This window comes from Campylobacter sp. TTU_617 (assembly GCF_016599045.1).
GTDB lineage: Bacteria > Campylobacterota > Campylobacteria > Campylobacterales > Campylobacteraceae > Campylobacter_D.
On sequence record NZ_JAENKV010000018.1, the window covers coordinates 1 to 24,833 of the forward strand.

Annotated in this window: 22 protein-coding genes, 1 tRNA gene and 3 pseudogenes; 7 read left to right on the plus strand and 19 right to left on the minus strand. The window is 27.0% G+C overall.

The features are described from left to right. The 9 genes and pseudogenes from GQV94_RS06885 to GQV94_RS06925 form a co-directional block, all read right to left on the minus strand. Window positions 1-407: pseudogene (locus GQV94_RS06885) on the minus strand (autotransporter outer membrane beta-barrel domain-containing protein); the annotation flags it as partial. Window positions 408-895: 488 nt separating this feature from the next. Continuing rightward, on the minus strand, window positions 896-1,453 hold the full coding sequence (locus GQV94_RS06890; RefSeq protein WP_200170322.1) for a ferric reductase-like transmembrane domain-containing protein: 558 nt from the start codon (window positions 1,451-1,453) through the stop codon (window positions 896-898). Continuing rightward, entirely contained in the window at window positions 1,453-2,346 is an 894-nt protein-coding gene (gene msrP, locus GQV94_RS06895) for a protein-methionine-sulfoxide reductase catalytic subunit MsrP (RefSeq protein WP_200170323.1), read from the minus strand. Before msrP ends, GQV94_RS06890 begins: the two co-directional genes overlap by 1 nt. Window positions 2,347-2,654: 308 nt before the next feature. After that, window positions 2,655-3,323 (minus strand): annotated as a pseudogene (pyrF, locus tag GQV94_RS06900) (orotidine-5'-phosphate decarboxylase); the annotation flags it as partial. Next, window positions 3,320-3,718 carry a transcription antitermination factor NusB gene (gene nusB / locus GQV94_RS06905; RefSeq protein WP_200170325.1) on the minus strand — a complete coding sequence of 133 codons (399 nt, stop codon included), beginning with the start codon at window positions 3,716-3,718 and terminating at the stop codon, window positions 3,320-3,322. The gene nusB and the pseudogene pyrF, both read right to left, overlap by 4 nt. An 8-nt stretch (window positions 3,719-3,726) precedes the next feature. Continuing rightward, on the minus strand, window positions 3,727-4,191 hold the full coding sequence (gene ribH / locus GQV94_RS06910; protein ID WP_200170326.1) for a 6,7-dimethyl-8-ribityllumazine synthase: 465 nt from the start codon (window positions 4,189-4,191) through the stop codon (window positions 3,727-3,729). A 9-nt stretch (window positions 4,192-4,200) separates the two neighbouring features. Next, window positions 4,201-5,007, minus strand: coding sequence for a 3-deoxy-8-phosphooctulonate synthase (gene kdsA, locus GQV94_RS06915; protein WP_200170327.1), 807 nt, complete (start codon window positions 5,005-5,007; stop codon window positions 4,201-4,203). A 26-nt stretch (window positions 5,008-5,033) separates the two neighbouring features. Next, entirely contained in the window at window positions 5,034-6,392 is a 1,359-nt protein-coding gene (locus GQV94_RS06920; RefSeq protein WP_200170328.1) for a uracil-xanthine permease family protein, read from the minus strand. Next, window positions 6,382-7,302, minus strand: a complete 921-nt coding sequence (locus tag GQV94_RS06925) for a DMT family transporter (RefSeq protein WP_200170329.1) — start codon at window positions 7,300-7,302, stop codon at window positions 6,382-6,384. Before GQV94_RS06925 ends, GQV94_RS06920 begins: the two co-directional genes overlap by 11 nt. A gap of 111 nt (window positions 7,303-7,413) precedes the next feature. Here GQV94_RS06925 and der point away from each other — a divergent pair, with 111 nt between their 5' ends. Genes der through GQV94_RS06950 form a run of 5 tightly spaced genes read left to right on the plus strand, consistent with a single transcriptional unit; the run spans window position 7,414 to window position 13,941 of the window. Next, window positions 7,414-8,799, plus strand: a complete 1,386-nt coding sequence (der, locus tag GQV94_RS06930) for a ribosome biogenesis GTPase Der (RefSeq protein WP_200170330.1) — start codon at window positions 7,414-7,416, stop codon at window positions 8,797-8,799. Further along, window positions 8,789-9,280: a shikimate kinase gene (locus GQV94_RS06935; RefSeq protein ID WP_200170331.1), complete on the plus strand. Its 492-nt coding sequence runs from the start codon at window positions 8,789-8,791 to the stop codon at window positions 9,278-9,280. Before der ends, GQV94_RS06935 begins: the two co-directional genes overlap by 11 nt. Continuing rightward, the gene (gene trpS / locus GQV94_RS06940) at window positions 9,280-10,239 is read left to right on the plus strand and encodes a tryptophan--tRNA ligase (protein ID WP_200170332.1); all 960 of its coding nucleotides are present in this window, start codon (window positions 9,280-9,282) and stop codon (window positions 10,237-10,239) included. The genes GQV94_RS06935 and trpS overlap by 1 nt, the downstream gene beginning before the upstream one ends. A gap of 9 nt (window positions 10,240-10,248) precedes the next feature. Then, a complete protein-coding gene (serS, locus tag GQV94_RS06945) occupies window positions 10,249-11,484 on the plus strand; it encodes a serine--tRNA ligase (protein ID WP_200170333.1) in 1,236 nt (411 codons plus the stop codon). 9 nt (window positions 11,485-11,493) lie between these two features. Next, window positions 11,494-13,941 (plus strand): tetratricopeptide repeat protein, encoded by a 2,448-nt coding sequence (locus tag GQV94_RS06950; protein WP_200170334.1) that lies wholly within the window; start codon window positions 11,494-11,496, stop codon window positions 13,939-13,941. A 20-nt stretch (window positions 13,942-13,961) separates the two neighbouring features. Here the strand turns inward: GQV94_RS06950 and GQV94_RS06955 are convergent. The 7 genes from GQV94_RS06955 to GQV94_RS06985 form a co-directional block, all read right to left on the minus strand. Next, window positions 13,962-14,036: transfer RNA gene (locus GQV94_RS06955), tRNA-Asn, on the minus strand. A 648-nt stretch (window positions 14,037-14,684) separates the two neighbouring features. Then, complete coding sequence (locus GQV94_RS06960) at window positions 14,685-15,593, minus strand: radical SAM protein (RefSeq protein ID WP_200170335.1); 909 nt, start codon at window positions 15,591-15,593, stop codon at window positions 14,685-14,687. After that, window positions 15,590-16,609 carry a uroporphyrinogen decarboxylase gene (hemE, locus tag GQV94_RS06965; protein ID WP_200170336.1) on the minus strand — a complete coding sequence of 340 codons (1,020 nt, stop codon included), beginning with the start codon at window positions 16,607-16,609 and terminating at the stop codon, window positions 15,590-15,592. The genes GQV94_RS06960 and hemE overlap by 4 nt, the downstream gene beginning before the upstream one ends. Before the next feature lie 34 nt (window positions 16,610-16,643). Then, entirely contained in the window at window positions 16,644-17,726 is a 1,083-nt protein-coding gene (gene aroC / locus GQV94_RS06970; protein WP_200170337.1) for a chorismate synthase, read from the minus strand. Continuing rightward, the gene (gene rnc / locus GQV94_RS06975) at window positions 17,723-18,397 is read right to left on the minus strand and encodes a ribonuclease III (RefSeq protein ID WP_200170338.1); all 675 of its coding nucleotides are present in this window, start codon (window positions 18,395-18,397) and stop codon (window positions 17,723-17,725) included. Before rnc ends, aroC begins: the two co-directional genes overlap by 4 nt. Continuing rightward, window positions 18,384-18,824: a ribonuclease HI gene (gene rnhA / locus GQV94_RS06980; RefSeq protein ID WP_200170339.1), complete on the minus strand. Its 441-nt coding sequence runs from the start codon at window positions 18,822-18,824 to the stop codon at window positions 18,384-18,386. The genes rnc and rnhA overlap by 14 nt, the downstream gene beginning before the upstream one ends. Further along, on the minus strand, window positions 18,811-19,788 hold the full coding sequence (locus tag GQV94_RS06985) for a tetratricopeptide repeat protein (RefSeq protein WP_200170340.1): 978 nt from the start codon (window positions 19,786-19,788) through the stop codon (window positions 18,811-18,813). The genes rnhA and GQV94_RS06985 overlap by 14 nt, the downstream gene beginning before the upstream one ends. A gap of 66 nt (window positions 19,789-19,854) precedes the next feature. Between GQV94_RS06985 and dnaG the strand changes: the two genes are divergently transcribed. Then, window positions 19,855-21,645 (plus strand): DNA primase, encoded by a 1,791-nt coding sequence (gene dnaG, locus GQV94_RS06990; RefSeq protein ID WP_200170341.1) that lies wholly within the window; start codon window positions 19,855-19,857, stop codon window positions 21,643-21,645. A gap of 63 nt (window positions 21,646-21,708) precedes the next feature. Beyond that, window positions 21,709-22,689, plus strand: a complete 981-nt coding sequence (locus GQV94_RS06995; RefSeq protein WP_200170342.1) for an MnmA/TRMU family protein — start codon at window positions 21,709-21,711, stop codon at window positions 22,687-22,689. A 128-nt stretch (window positions 22,690-22,817) separates the two neighbouring features. Here the strand turns inward: GQV94_RS06995 and GQV94_RS07000 are convergent, their stop codons facing one another. From GQV94_RS07000 to GQV94_RS07010, 3 genes and pseudogenes are all read right to left on the minus strand, one after another. Continuing rightward, window positions 22,818-23,825, minus strand: coding sequence for an alpha/beta hydrolase (locus GQV94_RS07000; protein ID WP_200170343.1), 1,008 nt, complete (start codon window positions 23,823-23,825; stop codon window positions 22,818-22,820). A 244-nt stretch (window positions 23,826-24,069) separates the two neighbouring features. Further along, window positions 24,070-24,654 (minus strand): NAD(P)H-dependent oxidoreductase, encoded by a 585-nt coding sequence (locus GQV94_RS07005; RefSeq protein ID WP_200170344.1) that lies wholly within the window; start codon window positions 24,652-24,654, stop codon window positions 24,070-24,072. A 60-nt stretch (window positions 24,655-24,714) separates the two neighbouring features. Beyond that, a pseudogene (locus GQV94_RS07010) lies at window positions 24,715-24,833 on the minus strand (NAD(P)-dependent alcohol dehydrogenase); the annotation flags it as partial.

Genomic DNA, 24,833 nt, shown 5'->3' on the forward strand with positions numbered 1-24,833 from the left:
CTCATTTTTGTATCTTCATAACCTGCATATACACCATATATTCCACTATCTTTTAAAGTAGAATAACCTATAATAGTTCCTTTAGTATGTCCTTTACTTTCTTCATTTAAAGATAGTTCAACATTCTGTGAAGAAGCATAAGGAAGTATAAATAAAGAGTGTTCTTTAATTGTTTTATTGAAATCTCTATTTGAAGTATTTAGAGCAAAACTTTGCATAGAATTATCCATAATACTATCGATAAAAGTTGATCTTCTTATCATGGTAGAAATCAGACTTTTAAAAGTTGCGTCTAAGATAGAAGCATTAAGGCTAGAATCTATGGTAAGCTTTCCTGTTGTAGGTTTTGTAATAATTGGGTCAGTATTTGTATTGTCTATATTATTTAATTCATCTTCATCTATACCACCTCCAGCAACAAAAATGATAGTTTCAAATTCTCCATAGGTATAGTTTCCTATAGTATAGCTATAGTTTCCTATAGCATAAGAATAAAAATTCAAAAAAGAAATTACAACTAAAGAAAAAATTAGTTTTTTTGAAGATGTATAAGAATGATTTTTAATCCATTCTATCAATGAATATTTTTTACATAGACTAAATTTTTGCTGACCCATTATAACTCCTTGTATTTATTTTGATTTTATTTAAAAAGTAAATAAAAAAGTAATAAAATATCGACTTTAATAATAAAATATTTTATATTAATATTTATTTAATTATTGTTTATATATTAATTTTTTGTTTATATTATGACTTTAATAATTTAATATTAAAATATGATATTATGTAGTATTTATTTTATTGTTGTTTTGGAATATATTAAAATTTTATTTATAATTTTAAAAAGTATTTAAATGCTTTAAATACTTTTAGTATGCTCTTGAAGCAATCTTTAAAATTTCTTTTGCTTATTTAATTTGTTTGTAAGTAGTCTTTTATAAGATAAAATAAAATAAATCAAAGCTATAATTAAAGCACTCCATTCCCAAAACATAGGAACTTTAGGACTTAAAAAATAATGATAACTCGCTAAAAGAAAACACAAATAACTTAATTTTCTTATTTTTTCTATCTTTTTTAAAAAACTAAAGGAACTTAAAAACATTAAAACAAGCAATATAAAAGCTATAAAACCACTTGCTTCTAATAAACGCTTTGAAATATCATCAAAAAGTCTTAAAACTTGCATATTTCTATCAAAAATAAAATAGTTTAAAAAATGAACAATCGCCCAAAAAACAGAAAAAAAACCAAATAATTTTGGATAATCTTTTGTATTTTTTAATCTAATTAAAGAAAACAAAAGACTTAAATTTAAAAATATTAAAGAAAAAATACCTGTATAAAAATAAGTTTCTTTAACAAAGTCAAAAGAATTTAAAATATTGTAAAAACCATAAATCACACTTATAGAAAAAAGCGTATAAATTATAAAATTATAAACTAGCATTAAAAATTCTTTTTTAAATCCATATTTGCATAAAGGCTTGCCACTTCTTTTTCATAGCCATTAAACATTAAAGTCGGCTTGGTAAAAAATTCTCCTAGAGCTCTTTCATTGGCTTGTGACCATCTTGGGTGAGAAACATTAGGGTTGACATTAGCATAAAAACCATATTCATTAGGAGCATACTCTTGCCAAGTTGTCTTTGGTTCATTTTCAACGAATTCAATTTTTACTATAGACTTAATACTTTTAAAACCATATTTCCAAGGAACCACAAGACGTAAAGGCGCTCCATTTTGTCCGAGTAATGGCTTTTTATACATTCCCACTGCTAAAATAGTAAGTGGATGCATAGCCTCATCCATTCTTAAAGCTTCTGTATAAGGATATTTGATAGTAGGAAATAAAGCGTTTTGATCAGGAAATTTTTCCTTATCAAAAAGAGTTGTAAATTTAACATATTTTGCCTTGCTTGTAGGTTTTGCTTTTTCAATCAAATAACGCAACTCAAATCCTATCCAAGGAACAACCATAGACCAAGTTTCTACACAGCGAAAACGATAAATTCTTTCTTCTAAAGGAAATTTTAAAATATCTTCCATTGTTAATTTTAAAGGTTTTTCTATCTCCCCGCTTAATGAAATCTCCCAGTTTTTTACATCAAAATTCTTAGCATACTCTACTGCCTTTTTTTTATTGGTAGAAAATTCATAAAAATTTACATAATTAGTTGCCAGTTCTTCATCTGTAATGCTTAATTTTTGTGCATTTTTATCACTACTAAATTCAAGAGCTAAAAGTTTAGAGTTAATCAAACTTGAACTTAGCATAGCTCCTACTCCTAGTTTTAAAAATTGTCTTCTTTTTTTGTAAAGTTCTTCTGGTGTTATAAACATAATTTTTCCTTATTGATAATTTTTATTATAATAACAAGATAAAATAAACCTTATTTAAATAAAGATTAAAAATATTAAATATTTTTATAATTTTTAAAAAATAAATTAAAAAGTTATCAATAATATTTGATTGTTAAATTCTATAAAGTTTGTATTGTTTGGGATTATTAAATTTAAACGCTTATATAAATTATATTTTATTCTTTATGTAAAAGCTAGATTGCAATAGAATTTTGTTTTAAAGTTATAAAATGACTTTTTAGTTAAAATTTTAAAATATTTTAGTTTTAATTATTTTTTAACTCAAAAAGTATTTTTTCACATATTGATCTTGGATTAGATGACTCATATATAGGACGTCCTATCACTATAAAATCACTTTTATATTCTTTGGCCATTTTAATATCTGCTACCCTTTTTTGATCATTGTTTGATTCTTTAAAAGGACGGATGCCTGGCGTTAAAGTTAAGAAATTTGATGAAGTATTTTCTTTGATAATTTTACTTTCAAAAACAGAACAAACCATACCATCAAGTCCAGCTTCGTAAGAAAGTTTAGAAAAATTAATTACAGCTTCATTGATACTTTGTTTATAAATGCTAAAAAAATTTTCCTCATCAAAGCTAGTAAGAGCAGAAACAGCTAAAATCAAAGGACGCTTTTTTAATTTTTCTAAACGTTTTCTAACTTCAAGCATTGCTATCTTACCAGCACTTGCGTGCAAATTTATCATATTTATACCCAATTTAGAAATTTCTTCGCAAGCATCTGCCATAGTATTTGGAATATCGTGAATTTTAAGATCTAAAAAAATTTTAAAATCATCAATTTTTTTAAGCTCTTCTATAAATTTAAAACCATCTCTTAAATATGCTCTTAAACCTACCTTTAACCAAAGATCTAAACCTTTTAGCTCCTTGACAAGTTTAAGACAATCTTCTTTTGTAGCTAAATCAAGCGCAACACATAATTTCATTTTTTGGCCTTAATTAAAGAATCTAAAACACCATTTATAAATTTGGGAGAATTGTCATTGGCTAATTCTTTGGCTAATTCTATGGCTTCATTAATAATTATGGCATTTGTAGTATCTGTAAAAAGTAGCTCATAAGCCCCAAGTCTTAAAATAGCTCTTTCTATATGTCCTAATTTATTGATTTCATTCTCTTTTAAATGAACATTAAGTGCTTCATCTAATTTAGTTAAATTTTCACAAATTCCATTATAAAGACTTAAAGTGAAATTCTTTTGCTCATTGCGAATTTTTTTTTCATTTAAAAACTCATCAATAAAGTTTTCATTTTTGTCATTTAATTCTAAAGCATAGAGTAAAGAAATCACACTTTGTCTTACTTGATGTCTTGTAGCCATTTTATACCTTAAAATTGCTTGCTTAAATTTAACATTTCAATTAAAGTAATCATAGCTTCAAAACCTTTATTACCAACCTTACTTCCTGCTCTCTCTATAGCTTGTTCTATGGTATCTGTAGTTAAAACTCCAAAACTTACAGGAATATTATGATTTAAGCTTACATTTGCAATTCCTTTTGTAGTTTCAGCTGAAACATAATCAAAATGTGGAGTAGATCCACGAATAACTGCACCTAAGCAACAAATAGCATCGAATTTATTGCTTTGTATTGCTTTTTTTAAAATAAAAGGAAGCTCAAAAGCACCTGGAACTAAGATAAGATCTAAATTTTCCTCTCTTCCTCCGTGTCTTAAAAAAGCATCTTGTGCACCTTCTACTAAACGATCTGTTATAATATGATTAAATCTTGCATTAATGATAACAATTTTTTCATCGCCTATTAATTGTAATTTTCCTTCAATAACTTTCATTTTTTTCCTTTACTTAATAATATTTTGAATTTTTATAAGAGTTTTAATACATTCTTTAAAACGATTTACACTAAGCATATTAGGCCCATCACAAAGCGCTTGACAAGGATTGATATGCGTTTCAAAGAAAAAGCCATCTACTCCAACAGCAGCCGCAGCTCTTGCTAAAGGTTCTACAAATTCACTTTTGCCACCACTACTCCCTCCTGCGGCTCCTGGCATCTGCACACTATGTGTTGCATCAAAAATTACAGGTGCAAACTCACGCATAATGATTAAAGATCTCATATCAACAACTAAATTTCCATAACCAAAACTAGATCCCCTTTCAGCCACAAAAACACCATTTTTACTTGCTATTTCATAGCCTTCTTCTTCTATACCACGTGTTTGAAGAATTTTTTTCACACTATATTTAATATCACTTGGATTTAGAAATTGTCCTTTTTTAATATTTATTTTTGATTTTGTTTTAGCCGCTTGCACAAGTAAATCAGTTTGACGACATAAAAAAGCTGGAATTTGTAAAACATCAGCTACTTCGCTAACAATGTTTGCTTGATAACTTTCATGTATATCGGTTAATATTTTCATGCCAAATTCATTTTTAACATCTTGTAAAATTTTAAGTCCTTCATCAAGCCCAGGACCACGAAAAGAATTTATACTTGTGCGATTTGCTTTATCAAAACTTGATTTGAAATAAAACTCAAATCTATCATCATTTGAAAATTCTTGCAATTCTTTTGCTACTTTAAAAACCAAATCTTTATTTTCTATAACACAAGGACCAGCAATTAAAATCATTTTTTTCATTTTTAAGCCTTTAAATTTTTATAATTTTACTTTATTTTTCTTTGTTTTTCTTCAAATGGAAAAATAATATTTAAAACAATAGCGCTTATTCCTCCTGCTACTATACCTGAAGAAAATAAAGTTTTAAGCCAAATAGGGGCAAATTGTAAAATATCAGGATTATTAGCTACTCCAAGCCCAATTCCTAAAGAAATTGCTATAATCATAATAGATCTTCTATTTAAATTTTCTTTTGAAATAATTCTTACTCCAGTGGCTGCGATTGTTCCAAACATTATCAAAGTAGCTCCACCTAAAATAGGTTCTGGAATTTGCAAAGTAATATTTGCAACTATAGGAAAAAGTCCTAAAATAATCAACATAAAAGAAACTATAAACCCCACATAACGACTTGCAACTCCAGTTAAAACGATTACACCATTATTTTGCCCAAAACAAGAATTAGGAAAAGTATTAAAAAATGCTGAAATAAAAGAATTAAGTCCATTAGCTAATACTCCACCTTTTAATCTTTTGGTATAGAGTTCTCCTTTTACAGGCTGATTTGAAACTTCACTTGTAGCACTAATATCTCCTATAGTTTCAAGAGAAGTTACTATAAAAATTAAAATTAAAGGTAAAATTAAATTATAATCAATGCTTAAACCATAGTGCATAGGACTTGGAAAAAATAAAATAGGCAAATTATTATTAAAATTAAAATGAAAATTTTCAAAATTCATAGCAACTAAAAGCCCTATAATAATAGAAATAAACAAAGATGAAATTCTAATAATGGCATTATTAAAACGATTTAAAATTATAATGCTTATAATTACAATTCCAGCTAATAATAAATTTTTAAAAGAACCGAATTCTCCACTTGCTTTAGCACTAAATCCACCCCCTGCACTTACAAGTCCTACATTAATCAAACTAAGCCCTATAATCATTACAACAATTCCAGAAACTAAAGGAGAAATAATTTTTCTAATAAAAGGTAAAAATTGAGAAATGATCATTTCTGTAGTAGAACAAAGCATTAAAGTTCCAAAAATAGCTCCAAGCATTGCCTCTTGTGATAAGCCATTATTTTTTAAAGTAAGTCCTCCTAAAATTATAGGTGAAACGAAATTAAAACTTGTTCCTTGTATGGACAAAAGTCCGCTTCCAATGGGTCCCCAAGTTTTAATCTGAAGCAAAGATGCAATACCAGAAGCAAATAAAGACATACATATAATTCTTGCCGTATTTTCTTCATCTATACCTAAACCTTTGCAAATAAGCAAAGCAGGTGTGATTACAGCCACAAACATAGCCATTAAATGTACTAAAGCAGCAAAACACGCCTTAAAAAATGGAGGTCTATCTTCTAGTTCATAAATCAAATCTGTCCTATTTTTCATTTTTCTTACCTCGAACTAAAATAATTCCACCTAAAATAATGCCTAGTATTCCGATAAATACCATAAAACTAGGAAAATCATCTCCTAACATAACACCTAAAATCAAGGTAAAAACTACATCCATATAACTTACTCCAGCAACAACACCTGCTTTTTTGGCTACTCCATAAGCTTTTGTAATATGAATTTGATATAAAGTTCCCAAGCTTCCCATGATAAGTATAATAATCCAAGCTTTAAAACTAGGCATTATAAAAGGCGCTATAAGAAAATCAAGTTCTTTTGTAAAATAAAAAGAACCTATACACATAGAAATTAAAGGTAATAAAGAACCAAGAAATATAAATGAAGCAGCAATTTGTTCAGTCAAATAATATTTTCTTAATTCTCTTACACTTGTTAAAGCAATAGCTGCTAATAATCCACTTAAAATTCCTATAATACAATTTTTTAAATCAAAACCTGAATGATTTGAAAAATCTGCCCAAGGTTGCATAATACAAAGAACACCTAAAAAGGCAATTAAAATTCCAAACCAACCTTTTAAACCTACATTTTCTTTGAAAAGAAAAAAAGCAATTAAAGTTACAAAAATTGGAGCTGTTTTTTGAAAAGCAAATGCACCACCTAAAGTAATATGCGAAACATTATAAAAAAACATATAAAGGGCTAAAGTACCTATAATTCCTCTAAAAATTAAAAGCCCTAACTTTCCACCTTCTTTATGAATTTTTGTTTTTCTAAGCATATAAATAATAAAAAAAGTTCCTATAATATTTCTAAAAAACATAATTTCTATAGAAGAAAGTTCATTGCTTAAAATTTTTGCACATGCGCCCATTAAAGCAAAATCAAGACAAGCTAGCATCATAAAATAAATACCTAGATTATGCTTGATAATTTTTAACACAAATATTCCTTAATTTTTGAATAAATGCGTATTTTAATCTTTTTTTGCTTAAATTTTAAGGCAAAGTTTATATAATTTTAAAATTTTAAAAATAAAAATAATAGGAAAAAAATGCAAAGCATTATACTTGTAGGTAAGCCAAATGTTGGAAAATCAAGTCTTTTTAATAGAATGGCAAGGCAAAGAATAGCTATTACAAGTGAAATTTCTGGCACAACAAGAGATACAAATAAAATAGAAGTTCAAATTAATTCTAAAAAAGCTTTACTTGTTGATAGTGGAGGATTAGATGAAAGTGATGAACTTTTTAAAAATGTTAAAAAAAATACTTTAAAAACAGCAAAAGAAAGTGATATCATTCTTTATATGGTAGATGGGAAATTAGCCCCTGATGATGAAGATAGACAATTTTTTTACTCTTTAAAAAAATTAAACAAACCCATAGCTTTACTCATTAACAAAATTGACAACAAAAAAGACGAAGAAAGATCGTGGGAATTTATCAATTTTGGAATAAAAGAAATTTTTAATCTCTCAGTAACACACAATATAGGTTTAGATGAACTTTATGATTGGCTTGAAAAGTATCTAGAAAATGAACATTTCTTAATAGAAGATCAAGAAGAAAATTTAGAGGATTTTTTAAAACATTATGATGCAAAAAAAGAGATTGAATTTAAAGAAATTGATACAAATCATATAAGAGTAGGCATTGTAGGACGTGTAAATGTTGGAAAATCAAGCCTTTTAAATGCTTTAGTAAAACAAGAACGTAGTGTAGTAAGCGATATAGCTGGAACAACCATTGATCCTGTAAATGAAAGTATTTTTTACAAGGATAAAACCATAGAATTTGTTGATACAGCTGGTATTAGAAAACGCGGAAAAATTCAAGGACTTGAACGTTTTGCTTTAAATCGCACTGAAAAAATGTTACAAAATTCTCAAATAGCACTTTTAATTTTAGATGCTAGTGAAGGCTTTAACGAACTTGATGAAAGAATTGCAGGACTTATCTCAAAACATTATTTAGGTGTAATAATTGTATTAAACAAATGGGATAAAAGCGAACTTGATTTTGATAAAACAATCAAAGAATTACGTCTTGATCGTTTTAAATTTTTAGCTCATGCACCTATTATTAGTGTTTCAGCCTTAAGTGGAAAAAGAGTTCATGTATTATTAGATAAAATTTTAGAAGTCTTTGAACATTTCATACAAAAAATTCCAACTTCAAAACTAAATGCTTTAATAGAAAATGCTACAAAAGCTCATCCTTTACCTCACGATTATGGCAAACTTGTTAAAATTTATTATGCGGTACAATATGATTTAGCGCCTCCTAAAATCGCTTTAATAATGAATCGTCCAAAAGCTTTGCATTTTAGCTATAAACGCTATTTGCAAAATAAAATCAGACAAGAATTTAATTTTGAAGGTGTACCTTTAATCATTGCTTCACGCAAAAAAGGAACTAAAGAAAACAATGAGGAATGAAAACATTGTTTTTATAGGTTTTATGGGAAGTGGAAAAAGCTCTCTTGCAAGAGCCCTATCTCAAAAAACAAATAGAGTTTTTCTTGATAGTGATTCTTTGATAGAAATGAAATTTCAAAAAAGCATTAGTGAAATTTTTAAAATTTTTGGTGAAGAATTTTTTAGAAAAGAAGAACAAAAATTAGCTTATTTATTTAGTATGACTAATAAAGCCATAATATCTACAGGTGGCGGATTTATCCATGTTTCAGATTTTAAAAGCTTAGGATTTTGTATTTATTTAAGAGCTGAATTTGACTTTTTAAATAAACAACTAAGCTTAGAGGAAAAAAATAAAAGACCTTTATTTTGCAATGAATTTAAAGCAAAAAAATTATATAATAAACGCATTAAAGATTATGAAAAAAAAGCAGATTTAATAATAGATATAGAAAATAAGAATATTGAAGAACTTTTAGAAGAAATAACAAAGAGGATTTAATGAGAATTTTAAGTGGAATTCAACCAAGTGGAGATTTACATATTGGTAATTATTTTGGAGCTATCAAACAAATGATTGAGGCACAAAATGATAATGAAATGCTTATATTTATAGCAAATTATCACGCAATGACCTCAAATCAAAAAGGTGAGATTTTAGAACAAAATATATTAAAAGCTGCTGCTGCATTTTTAAGTCTTGGTATAGATCCTAATAAAAGCATTTTTTGGCTCCAAAGTGATGTAAAAGAAGTGTTAGAGCTTTACTGGATTTTATCTCAATTTACCCCTATGGGACTTTTAGAAAGAGCTCATAGTTATAAAGATAAAATTGCCAAAGGAATTAATGCATCGCACGGGCTTTTTTCTTACCCTGTATTAATGGCAGCTGATATTTTACTTTTTGATGCACAAATTGTTCCTGTTGGAAAAGATCAAATTCAGCATATTGAAATTGCTAGAGATATTGCTTTAAAAATAAATAATGAATGGGGAGAAATTTTTACTTTACCTAAAGCAAAAATTGATGATAATGTCTCTGTTGTAACTGGAACAGATGGATCAAAAATGAGTAAATCTTATCAAAACACTATAGATATTTTTAGCGATGAAAAAACTTTAAAAAAACAAATTGCATCTATTGTTACAGATAGTACAGATTTAAAAGATCCTAAAGACTGGAAAAAATGCAATGTATTTAATATTGCAAAATTATTTTTAGATAATAAGGGGCAAGAGGATTTAAAAACAAGGTATGAAAAAGGTGGCGAAGGTTATGGACATTTTAAAATGTATCTTAATGATTTAATTCTTGATCATTTTAAAGAAGCAAGAGAAAGATATCATAATTTCTTATCTCACCCAGAAGAAATTAAAGAATGTCTGCAAATAGGTGCAAAAAAAGCAAAAAATATAGCCTTACAAAAAATACAAAAAATTTATGAAAAAATAGGACTTTAAGGATACATTATGTTGGATTTAAAATATTTACAAAATAATTTTGAAGAAGTGGCAAAAAGTTTAAAAAATAAAAAAGTTGATGAAGCTTTGTTAAAAAAACTAAGTGATCTTTTTTTAAATTTGAAAAAAGAAAAAGCAAATTTAGAAGAATTACAAGCTTTTCAAAATAAATTTAGTAAAGAATTAAGCACTGTTCAAGATAAAGAAAGTCTTAGAAAACAACTTAGCGAAAACAAGGAAAAAATTGCAATCCAAAGCAAAAAAGTTGATGAAATACTTGAAAATTTAGAAACAATAGCACATTCTATCCCAAATATTCCTGACAAATGTGTTCCGCTTGGAGAAGATGAAAATGATAATGTCGAACTTAAAAAAGTTCTAACTCCACCTTCTTTTGATTTTACCCCTAAAGAACATTTTGAACTTGGAGAAAAGCTTAATTGGCTTGACTTTGTAAGAGGAGTAAAAATTTCTCAAAGTCGCTTTTGTATCCTTAAAAATGAAGGTGCATTGTTAAATCGTGCTTTAATTAATTATATGATAGATTTTAATATAAAACGTGGTTTTAATCTTATCAATGTTCCTTTTTTAGTTAATTCAAAAACAATGTTTGGTACAGGACAGCTTCCAAAATTTAAAGATGATATGTATAAAGTAGAGGATGAGGATCTATATCTTATATCCACTTCAGAAATTCCTGTAACAAATTTTTATTCTGATGAAATTTTAAGTAGTGAAAATTTACCTATAAAGATGACTTGCTATAGTGCTTGTTTTAGAAAGGAAGCAGGAAGTGCTGGACGTGATACAAGAGGTATTATTCGCCAACATCAATTTGAAAAAGTAGAGCTTGTAAGTATTACAAAGCCAGATCAAAGTGATAGTGTTTTTGAAGAAATGCTAAATTGTGCAAGTGATTTATTAAGCTCACTTGGTCTTGCTCATCGCCATTTAATGCTTTGTACAGGAGATCTTGGTTTTAGTGCAGCCAAAACAGTAGATTTAGAAGTGTGGCTTCCAGGACAAAATAAATATAGAGAAATAAGTTCTGTTTCAAATTGTCAAGATTTCCAAGCAAGAAGAGCTAAAATTCGCTATAAAAATGACAAAGGGAAAAATGAATTTGTTCATACTTTAAATGGTTCTTCTTTAGCTGTTGGCAGAACGCTTGTTGCCATTATGGAAAATTATCAAGATGATAAAGGCAATATCCATATTCCTGACGTTCTTAGAAAATATTTTTAAGAGTAGTAAATGGCAGAAGAAAAAATTGAACAAGAAGATAATCTTTCTAAAGAAAGACTTGATGAAAGTTTAGAAGAATTTAAAGGACAAGAAGGTGAAGCTCCACAAGATGAAGAATTAACCACTTTACCAGAAGAGCTTTCAAATGAAGAAGAAAGTTTTTTCTTTAAAAGAGAATCCGCTCCCAAAGAAGAGCAAGAAGAATCTTTAAAACAAACTGAATCTAAAGAATTAGCTTGGTATAAAGATAAAAAATTTTTATCTTTGATAGCTGGATCAGCACTTATAATCTGTTCTTTGGTTTTTACATTATTTTATCTAAGTTTTAGTAGTAATAATATCAAAGCTGATATCATCGCTACAACACCAAAAGAAGTAGTTAAAAACGAAAATCAAGACGAATCCTATCAGTATGATATTGCAAAAATTGATACCATGATAAAAAAGGCTAATGCTTTGTATTTAAAAGGAGATATTGAACAAGCCTTAAAAGCTTATGAGCAAATTGCAATCTATAATGAATCGCTTTCTAGTTATAATTTAGGGGTTTCCCAAATGAATGAAAATCAATTTGAAGAAGCATTGCAAAATTTTAAAAAAGCTATTAATAATGGCGAAAATCAGACTGTTTCGGCCATCAATGCCGCTGTTTGTGCACTCAAACTAAATGATAGAGAAAGATTTAAATATTATATTGATTTAGCTCAAGTTTATTTGTCAAAAGAAGGAAATTCTAAACTTTATGACTACTACTTAGCTCTTATTAATTTTTATAAAGGATATTATCCAGAAGCTTTACAAATGTTTCAAAAAACATCAGTCGAGCCTTATGCTGATTTTGCAAAGTATCTTTCAGCTAAAATTTATAGTAAAATGGATTTAAATTCAAAAGCAATATCTTATCTAAAAGAACAAAATAGCTTTGAATCAAGTTTATCTTTAGGACTTTTATATGCACGCATTGGAGAATACCAAAATGCTAAAAATGCTTTAAATACTGCCTTAAAAATAGAAAGAGACTTTAATAAAAGTTTAGCTGCTATTACTTTAGTAGATTTGAAAACAGGACAATATCAAGAAATGCTAACACGTCTTAATAATGCTTATAAAGACAAAGAAGATAAATATCATATTTTGGATATTTATAAAATTAAAGTAAATTTAAATAAAGATCTTTTTGACATTCAAATGGCACAAGAAAATTTTTCTAGAAATTTCTTTAAACAACCAAAAGAACAATTTGATTTACTTTTTTATTATGCACCTTATCAAGTTTTTGATAGCAAGCAATCTTCTCTTTATATCAAAAAAGCTAATATTACTTATTTTATTGATGATAGCGTTGATACTAGTTTTTATTTAAAAACAGGAAGAGCTTTATCTTCGACAAATGTTAAAATAGCAAATATAGTAAATCTTGCTCTAAATCAAAAACTAAAACAGGCAAATAAAGGTTTTCAAGATTTAATTAAAGAATATCCAGAACATAGCATTTTGCATTATAATCTTGCTCTAACTTATGCTCAACTTAAAAATTATGATTTAGCCTACAAACATTTTTCAAGCTCTTATCATTTAAATCCAAAAAATTATCTAGCTGGTGCATTTGCTATGTTTTGTGCTAAAATTAGTGGCATAGATACAACAAAATTTTATAATGAAGTTCAAGACAATCTTTCTATTGATATAAACTCATCTTCAGCCTTATATAAAAATTTATTCTTTTTAGCTAATGAAGATTATACTTCAATATTGCCTTATTTAGATGAAACTAAACAAGATAATCATCCTTTAAATCTTATTTTTGAAGCCATTGCCTTTAAAAATAATAATCTTAATAATCAAGCAAATATGAAAATAGCACAACTTAAGTCTGAGCTTCCTAACGATGTTTTAACTAATATTTTGTATTTTAACTCTTTAAATACTAATCAAAATATTAAAGACTATGCACAAAACGCTCAAATATATTTTCAAAATGCAAAACTAGATTATAAAAGTATATTTGGAGGAGCAATAATAACAAGAGAAAAATACACTTCTTTAATACAAATTGCTGGACTTTTAAATTTAGAACGTAAAAAATTTAAAGATCTACTCAACGTTTCTAATATAAATGATGAAGGACTAATTCAAACTTTAGCTTATATTGACATATTTTCGCTTCATTTTGAAGAAGCATATGCTTTATATAATACACTAATTGATAATTATAAAGCCAATGATTCTCATACGCTTTTTTTAGCTTCTGTTGCTGCCATAGGCTCAAATAATCCAAATTCTGCCATTGCTCTTTTACAACTTGCAAAACTAAGCGATAATAATAACAAAGAAAGTAAAGCTGCTTTAGGACTTTTATATCAACAAGTTCAAAACTACGAACCAGCTTTATTACAATACAAAGATCTACCAGATAATTTTAAAAGTGAATTTTTTACTTTTGAAATAAAAGAATAATTCCTATATGAAATAAGAAGTGGCTCCGGATGTAGGATTCGAACCTACGACCAAGCGGTTAACAGCCGCCTACTCTACCGCTGAGCTAATCCGGAATAAATTAAAAATGTGATTATATTAAAAAAAATAAATAAAGTCAAGTAAATTTAAATTAAAAATCACAGAATTTAAAAAAAATAATTATTCTTGAAAAAATATTAAATTTATACTTAAAAAATCAACCTAAGAAGATAAATTAAAAATTATTTTTGAATTAAAATAAACCAATAGCTTTACAAAAAATATCCAAAAATATGCAACTATATTAAATAATTTTGGAAAAATTCTAAACATTAGACCTTAAGCTTATAAAAATTTTTTCTTTCTTTAATGAATCCCTAAAGTGCTTTTAACTTCTAAAATAGTTAGATTTTTAATTAAAATAAACTTATGTTATCTTAGTTTATAAAACCATTCCCATAAAACACTATATAATCATAAACTTTTTTATATAAAAAATAGTAAAAACTATCCATAGTTTTAAAATTTAGAAGACAATTGTGTATATAACTTTAAATAATATTTCAAACTAGTTTAATTTATGATTTTAATAAACTTAAAATACTTAAAGATGGTTTATAAAATTATAATTTAAATCTAAAAAATAAAAATAGTAGTATCATTAATAAATTACTATAAATGTATTAATATTTTAACAACTAAAAAGTTTATTTACTACACTAAAAATTATTATTTATTTAAAACTACTTATCTACTTTATAAAAAATAACTCCCCCTAGAGTATAAATTTTAACTAAACCTTTTTTAACTAAATCTTGCAGTATTTTTTGAGTATTAAAACTTAAAAGAGTATTAACATCAACTTCGCTTTGCGCTCTTAATTCTAGCATTTTCAAAAGCTCATCTGTGCTAAATTCCATATTTTGTTTTTTCTCATTTCTTCTTGCAATAAATACTGGAATATTCTCTATAAAAAGACTTAAATCTAAAAGTTTTTCTTCACTTACCCCTTTAACAGGATAAGAAGGGGGTCTATCTATAGTGCTTATATCTACTCTTGTAGGATTTATTTTTTGCAAAACTTCATTTAAAGCCTTAAATTCTTTTTCATTGTCATTAATACCTTTAACAACTAGAATTTCAATAATAAGTTCACCCTTAAAAATTTTTGAAAAAGTTATCATTTTTTCTATCATTAAATGAAGATCAATTTCTTTTAAGGGTTTATTGATACGCAAAAAACTTTCTTTAATTACACTATCAAGGCTTAATTTTACCATATCTAAATCAAGCAAAGCATTAAATTGCATCTCATTTAAAACAGCAGTTCCATTGCTTAAAATAAGAATTTTTTTATCTAGTTTCAACTCTCTTAAAGCAGTAATCAATTCTTTTAAATTTGGATATAAACTAGGCTCTCCATTGGCTGTTAAAGTAAGAACGTCAAAAGGTATTTTTTTGGCTAAAAAAAATTGTAATTGCTCAATGATATCTTTAACGCCAACTATATAATCCATTTTGGCAATGGCTTTAGCTTGTTTAAGTTCGCAATACACGCAATCAAAATTGCATTGTTTTAAAGCAGGACTTAAATCAATGCCTAAAGAAAAACCAAAACGCCTTGAATTTATAGGACCAAAAATTATGTTCATTTTCTTGATAATTCTTTTACAAGATTGATAAAATATTTAGCATTTTCAACAGGAATATCAGGTAAAATTCCATGTCCTAAGTTAAAAATATGCGCTCTTTTATTCATAATATTTAAAATATTATGCACACTTTCTTTTATAGCTTTTTTATCATAAAGTCTGCAAGGTTCCATATTACCCTGTAAAGTATAAGCAGGACTTAAAAGATCTTTTGCCATCTCTAAAGGAGTGCTCCAATCTACTCCAAAAACATCAAAATTTCCATAAATTCCATCTAAATATCCACTAATTCCTTTTGGAAATAAAATTACAGGTATATGGGGATATTTTTCTTTAATATAAGTAGCAATTTCTATCATATATTTAAAAGAAAATTCAAAAAATACATCTTTTTCTAAAGCACTTGCCCAGCTATCAAAAATTTGTACTGCATTTGCCCCAGCTTTAATTTGCTCTTCTAAATATAACTTTAAGATTTCACTTAATTTTTTAAGTAAACTATGCATTAATAAAGGATCAGTGTAAATTAATTTTTTACATTTTGCATAAGTTTTACTTCCTCTTGCTTCTATCATATAAGTTGCCAAAGTCCAAGGACTACCACAAAATCCTATTAAAGCCTTAGAAGAAGGGAGTTTTTCTCTTGTAAGAGAAATGGCATCATATACATAAGTTAATTTTTTATAAGCATTGCAATCTAACTTATCTATATCTTCTAAAGATTTTAAAGGATCGCTAAATACTGGACCTTCGCCTTTTTCAAATTTTAAATCCATACCCATTTCTAATGGAACAACTAAAATATCCGAAAAAATAATTGCTGCATCTACATCAAGAATTTCAACAGGTTGCAAACTTACTTCACTTGCTCTTTTATAATCTTTACATAAGGAAAGAAAATCTCCTGCTTCTTCTCTTACTTTCATATATTCTTTTAAATACCTTCCAGCTTGTCTCATCATCCAAACAGGGGTATAAGGTACTTCTTTTTTAAAACAAGCATCAATAAAAATCATTTATATTCCTTATTATTTTTAAAATTATAACAAATTAAAAAGTATAAATTTTTTTAAGATAATCAAGTCTTGAACTTGCATTTAAAAGAAGCAAATCCGCAAGAATAAATCTTACCATAGCATTTACTACAACACTTCCGCGAATTGCTATACAAGGATCGTGTCTTCCTTTTAAAATATACTTTATATTATTACCTTTTTTATCCATACTTTCTTGCGGAATAAATATCGATGGAGTAGGCTTAAAATGAGTTTTAATTTCGATTAAAGACCCATTTGAAATACCTCCTAAAATTCCGCCTGAATTATTGCTTAAAAATTTTTTATCTTTTAAAATATCGTTATAATTTGAACCTCGCATTAAACTTGATTTAACTCCAGCTCCTATTTCAACGGCTTTAACCCCATTAATACCCATTAAAGCGTGAGCTAATTTTGAATCAAGTTTATCATATAAAACTTCTCCTAGTCCAATAGGTGCATTTTTTACACAAGTATAAACACTAGCACCTATACTATCTTTATCCTTTTTGACATTTAAAAGTTCTTTTTTAAATTCTTCTTCATATTTTGGATCTAGGCAAAAAATTTCACTTTTTTTGCAAAAATTAAAATCTATATTTTTAAAATCTATACTTTTAGTTCCTATACTACAAATTCCACTAAAAACTTCTATATTAAATTCTTTTAAAAGCATCGCAGCAATAGCTCCTGCTATAACTTTATTGATACTTTCTCTAGCGCTTGATCTTCCTCCGCCTCTATAATCATTAATACCATATTTATAAAAATAAGTAAAATCAGCGTGAGATAATCTAAAAATATCTTTTAAGTTTTCATAATCTTTTGATCTTGCATCTTTATTAAAAACAACTGCAGATATAGGAGTTCCTGTTGTATAGCCTTGAAAAACTCCGCTTAAAATTTCTACCTCATCTTTTTCTTTTCTAGGACTTGAAAATTTATTTTTACCAGGTTTTCTAAGTTTAAGCTCATTTTGTAAAAATTTCTCATCAAATTTTACCCCTGCAGGCATTCCATCTACAACACAACCTAAAGCTTTACCGTGTGATTCTCCAAAGCTTGTAAATTTTAATCTTGTGCCAAAGGTATTCATAAAATTCCTAATTTCTCAAGAGCAATTTTAGCTGCAAGTTGCTGAGCTTCCTTTTTACTGCTTGCAATAGATCTTGCATATTCAATTCCTTCTAATTTTAAAACGATTTCAAATTGTTTTTGATGATCGGGTCCAAAAGCCCTTAGAGTTTCATAATCTGGAGTTTGACCTAATTTTGCTTGAGTAATTTCTTGTAATTTTGTTTTATAATCTTTTATGAGATTTTTTGCATCTATGTTAGGATAATTCTCTTCAATCAAAGCTAAAGCTACTTTTTTTGCTTCTAAAAAACCAGATTCTAAATGTATTGCTCCAATAATTGCCTCTAAGGCATCTGAAAGTATAGATGGTTTAGCTCTACCATTATTATTTTCTTCAGCAATGGACATAAAAATAAAATTTCCAAGTTCAAGACTTTTAGCAATTTTTGCAAATGATTTTTCATTTACCAAAGCTGCTCTTAATTTAGATAAATCTCCCTCTGCATCATTTTTAAATTTATGAAATAAAAATTCACCCACAACCAAATCAAGAACAGCATCGCCCAAAAATTCCAATCTCTCATTACTAAAAGGCTTTTTAAAACTTTTATGCGTTAAAGCTTCAATGAGCAATTTTTGATTTTTAAATTTATATCTTAGTCTTTGTTCAAGCAATTCAATTTTTTCCATTTTGTTCCTTTTGCAAATTTAAAGCAGCCTCTTTTGCTAATTTATCACATTTTTCATTTTCTATATGTCCATTATGCGCTTTAACCCAAAAAGCTTTGATTTTATGATTTTTTGAAAATTTTAAATATTCTTTCCATAAATTTACATTTTTTTTATTTTTAAAATCTTTTTTAATCCAAACATCAAGCCACTCATTAATACTTCTTACCATTAAATTAGAATCTGTATAAAGCTCTATTTCACAGGGTTCTTTTAAGGCTTTTAAAGCTTCTATAATAGCTAAAAGTTCCATTTGATTATTAGTTGTATTTTCTTTTGCTCCAAAACCTATTTTTTCGTATTCTTTATAGCGTAAGATATAAGCCCAGCCTCCAAAACCTGGATTATTAAGACAGGATCCATCTGTATAAATCTTAATTTGTTTCATCAAGCTTAACCTCATAAAGAATTTTACATTTATTAAAACCGTAACATATCGGACAATGATAAAAAAATAAAGGCATAGCATTTTTACATTCTAAACACACATAAGAAAACACCATTTTCACTTTAAAATCATTATCATTTAAAATCTTAAACATTCTAAAATTTTGATTTTTTAAAAAAATTTTTTCTTCTTTTGGTAATAAATTTAAAGCGTAAAAAAATTCTTTATATTCTTGTTTGTCAATTTTTACTATTTTTTTATCCCTATAAATTAAATCAATAATATCAAAAAGATTTTGATCTTTTATGATTTGATAATTTTCAAAAATAAGTCTTTGAAGCATTATATTATCTTTAATATCAAGATTTAAAATAAGTTCTATCTTGCTTTTTTGGTCTATATCTTGTTCTTTTATCATAAGAGCTTTTATAAATTCTTTCTCTTCTTTCACTTCTTCATCAAGTTCTAAAAGACATTCTAATGTATCCAAAACTTCTTTATAAGATCTCAATCTTAAATAAACAATTTTTAAAAGTTTTAAAGCTTTTTCATTCCTTGGTCTGATTTTTAAAGCATTAAGTAAAACTTCTTTAGATCTTTCTAAAAACCCTGCCTTAAAATATACCTCAGCCAAAGATATAAAAATATCTTCTTGTTCTTTTTTATCTTTTACTTTTTCTAGGGCAATTAAATAAATTTGTATCGCTTTTTCAAATTCCCCGCTTCTTGTAAAAATAGATGCCAAAAAAATGAGATTAGCTAAGCTTAAATTTGGATCTTTTAGTAAATCTTTATGGACATTATTAAGTTCAAATTTTTTAATAAATTTTTCTAATTTCTCTTCTTCATCTTTATAGGCAAAAAATCTCCAAAAATAATTAAGCAAGGCTATAATAAAGATTAAAATCGTAATAAAAATTAATCCCACCAAAGGATCTCTATAATCTAAAAAAAACAAATCCATACTAAAACTTTAATTTTTATATCTATTATAGCTAAATCTTTGTATAATTTTATCAAGGTTTAAAAAATGATTGATAAAGCAAGTATAGAAAATTTAAGTCAAAGAATAGATATTGTTGATATTATTTCTCATTTTATCGAAGTAAAAAAACAAGGTTCAAGTTATATTTGCGTTTGTCCTTTTCATAATGATAAAAATCCTTCTATGCACATTAACTCTCAAAAAGGTTTTTATCATTGTTTTTCTTGTAAAGCGGGCGGAGATGTTTTTAAATTCGTTATGGATTATGAAAAAATAAGCTTTAAAGAAGCTGTTGAAAAAGTAGCCACTTTAAGTAATTTTACTTTAACCTATACAAAAGAAAAAAAAGAACAAAAAGACCTAAAGTACATTTTACCTTTGCTTAATGCTTTTTATAAAGAAAACTTACCTAAACATAAAGAAATTCTAAGTTATCTTTACTCAAGAAAATTAAATGATCAAGATATAAAAAAATTTGAATTAGGTTTTGCACCTAAATCAGAAGAAACTTTAAGACTTTTGACAAACGAAAATATTAATTTTCAAGATGCTTTAGAAGTTGGAGCTATTAAAAATCAAGATAAAGAATTCTATGCTAGCTTTATCCAAAGAATAACTTTTCCTATATATGATCACAAAAATATATTAGTAGGTTTTGGCGGACGCACATTAAATACTTCAAATCTAGCAAAATACGTCAATTCACCTCAAAATAAACTATTTGACAAATCTAGAATTTTCTATGCTTTTAATATTGCAAAAGATTATATAGCTCAAAAAAAAGAAATAATTATTTGTGAAGGTTATATGGATGCTATTGCCTTTCATAAAGCAGGATTAAATAATGCTGTAGCTGTTTTAGGAACAGCTCTTACTCAAAATCATCTCCCGTTAATTAAACGCTATGATGCTAAAGTGATTTTATGTTTTGATAATGATAATGCAGGCTTACAAGCTGCTTTTAAATCAGCATTTTTACTAAGCACTAACAAAATAGATGGCAAAGTGGTTTTACTTGAAGGAGGAAAAGATCCTGCCGAACTCGTAGCAAATAATCAAAATAAAGCTTTATTTCAATTACTTGAACAAGGGATAGAACTTGGGGAATTTTATATTAAAACTATGCTTGATAAATTTCCTTTAAAAACTATGCTTGATAAACAAAAAGCTTTAGAAAATATACAAAAATATACATTTTTACTTGAGCCTTTAATAGCCAATTCATATAAAAATTTAGTTTCAAAACTTTTAGGAGTTGAAGAAAATTTTATCTATCTTAGTAAAAATTCTAATCAAAATAAAAACTTAATCAATCTTTACAATAATCCACAAAAAATCTATTTAAGCGAATTTGAAATTTTAGATTATTTATTCAAAGAGCAAAAGGCTAGAGAGCTTTTTCACTTAATTAGCGATAAAGCATGTTTTAAACATCAAAATATTTTAGAAAAAATCTTTCAAAATATAGGTTTAGAAGATTCTGATATAAGAGAGCTTTATTTAAAAAATTTTAGAAAATTAGAAAATGAAAATGAATTTTTGCTAGGAATTTGCAAAATAAATCTTGCTTTTTTAAATCAAATTAATATTAAAAAAACGAATCTTGCTTTAAAAAAGCAAATCTTTTCTTTGCTTGAAAAAAATAGCGAAAAACTTAAAAAAAATCTTAATCAAAATGAACTTTTTCTCTTTTTAAAAGATTGTTTAATCACCTTAAAACAAGAAAGAAATGAAGAAAATTTGGAATTATTTTTTAAACATCTTTATAAAATATTATCAAAAAATTATTTTACTTTTATAGAATTAAATTTAAAAGAAAACAATCATCCTTTTTAAGCCATTGTATAATTTTTTAAGATAAAATTACGCTTTTATTTATTAAATTTTAGAAAGGAAACGATGAAAGCATTAGCGCTTTTTAGCGGTGGTCTTGATAGTATGCTTGCTATGAAACTTATCACCTCTCAAGGAATAGAAGTTAAAGCTTTAAATATCAACATAGGTTTTGGAAGCACAAGCGATAAAAGTGAAATTATGGCAAAACGCGCAGCTATGGTAGGAGCTTCATTTGAAATGATAGACGTTAAAAACGAATATCTTCAAAAAGTTCTTTTTAATCCAAAATATGGCTATGGAAAACATTTCAATCCTTGTATTGATTGTCATGCTTTTATGTTTAAAACAGCTCTTTCTATGTTAAAAGATGAAAATGCACATTTTATCATCACAGGTGAAGTTTTAGGACAACGTCCTATGAGTCAAAGATTTGATGCTATGGCAAAAGTAAAAACATTAGCTCAAGATGAAGAAGATCTTATTTTGCGTCCTATGTGTGCCAAAAATTTAGCTCCAACAAAACCAGAAAGAGAAGGTTGGGTTGATAGGGAAAAATTAGAAGGTATTAGTGGCAGAAGTCGTAAAAGACAACTTGAACTTGCCAAAAAATTCAATCTTGAAGATTTTGAAAGTCCTGGTGGAGGATGCTTGCTAACTATTGAAAGCTTTTCTAAAAAAATTAAAGATTTTATATCTTTTGATAAAAATATGCAAGTAAATGATGCTCAACTTCTCAAATATGGAAGACATTTAAGGTTGCCTAATAATTCTAAAATGATTATTGGTCGCAATGAACTAGAAAATGAACTCTTAAAAAATTTAAAAACGCCAAAATATGAAGAAATCAAACTTTTTGATCTTGTTGGAGCTTATTCTTTGGTAAATGCAAATATCAATGAAGAAGATTTAAATCTAGCTTTAAAAATTGCTTTAACTTATACAAAATGCGAAGAAAGTAAAAAATATAAACTAGGTTTTAAAGATAAAATTTATGAATGTGAAGCTCTGAAAGACAAAGAACAAATCAAAGAATTTTTTATCTAAATATAATACTTAGTTAAAAACTCTTATTTAATAAAATCTTTTATGTATTCTAATAAAACATTTACATAAAAGATTAAATTATTTTAAATCTATAAAATAAAGCTTTTTATATCAAATTTTAACTCTTTTTAAAGATTGTTATTTAGATTTTGTGAATTTTGTATTTCTTTTTTATCTCTTGAGACTAGATTTTTCTTAAACCACCTAACTACTAGATTAATAACTTCATCTTGATACCAATAAATATCTCCGTGATTTGCTCCCTTTATAAGGATATATTCTGCTTCATTACCCTCTTTCCTTAAAGCCTCGTAAAGTTGCTTGCTTTGTATTGGAGATACCAGTGTATCTGCACTACCGTGCATTATTAAAAAAGGTGGTTTTTTGCCTTTAATATGACCCAAAGGACTAGCAAAAAGTGCTTTTTTGGGGTCTGCTTGGATACTTAATCCTGCAAAATCTCTAAAAGCTACCCCATTTACCAATAAAGCTTCTGTTACAGCCAAAGAGTGATGTACCTCTTGTGCTTCTTTTGAAAATCCTTCACCAATATTTAAAAGATTAGAAATTCCATAAATTGTAGCTACAGCTTGAACTTTAGAATCTTTATCTAAATATTCTCCTTGCTCAAAGCTTTTATCATCTGCCATTCCCACCATCTGAGCCAAATATCCTCCTGCTGAATCTCCCAAAACACCAATTTTCATCGGATCAATACCATATTCTTTAGCATGAGCTCTTAAATATCTTATAGCTGATTTTGCATCAACTACAAGGGCTGGAAATTTATCAGGAATTACGCGGTATTCCACAGAAGCTACAACAAATCCTGCTTTTGCTAGAGCCATTCTCATCTGAGAATATTTAAAATAATTAGCAGACATAAAACCACCTCCAGGAAAATAAAGAATAGCAGGTTTTAAAACATTAGTTTGAGGAATTAACAAAGACATATGCAAACCTCTAATACTACCATTTGTTGGCACCTGAGAATAAACAATATTTTCTATTGAATCAATTCTTATATCCTTTAATTTTACCTCTATAACCCTTACACCCTTTGTATATCCAAATAATCCAACATCTTGACCAAAACAAAAATTTAAAAAAATAAAAAATAATATTAGTTTTTTCATCATTTATCCTTAAATTTTAAAAGATTATATAACTTTTTCTTTAAGCTTTTATCAAGCTATAACTAAAAAATCGTTAAAATCTAAATATTTAAAATAATCAAAGAAGTTTTGAAGTCTTTATAAAAAATAAATTCGATTTAAAATTATAAATAAAAGTTTTAAACTATTTAGAAAAATTTAATTTATTTTAGCTTGTCAAATCTTTACTTTATAAGCATAATTTATCTTGCAATTTAAGATAAACTTAAATTGCAAAAATATTTTTTAAATGATTTGCATATTCGCTTAAATATTTTTCAACTTGAGGATTTTTAACCACATCATAACAAATAAAAGTTGGTAAAGCACTCATTCCTAAAAATTGATTTGCCTTATGCAAATGTAAATAAACACCATCAACTCCAACACCTTCAAAGAAATCATCTTTCTCATTAAAAGCTTCAGCTGGAGCATTCCAAGTAAGAGAAAACATATATTTTTTTCCTTGCAAAAGTCCGCCTTTGCCATAATTTTTAGTTGGATCTGTATGACTGCGTCCATCATTTGCAAACAAACGCGTATATCCAGCGGTAAAAACCTCGTCTATATATTTTTTAACTATCCAAGGCTCACCCATCCACCAACCTGGCATTTGGTAAATTATCACATCAGAATTTAAAATTTTTTGAACTTCATTCTCTGCATCATAGCCACGATCAATATGAGTTTCATTGATATTATAATCTAACTCTTTAAGAGTTTTGATAGCTAGATCGTGCAAAGTAAGATTAAGTTCACCATTAGAACTACCAAATTTTTTTGCACCATTGAGTAAAAGTATAGTGTTCATTTTAACTCCTTAAATAAAACTCCAAATAATACCAAAAAAATCATAAAAACCGGAGTAAAACTATCTCATATCAATCACATAACGAAATTTTGCTTTACCTGAAGTAAGATTTTCATAAGCTTTATCAATTTCGTTTGGCTTTATAAGTTCAATCTCTGGATAAATTTGATGCTTTAGTG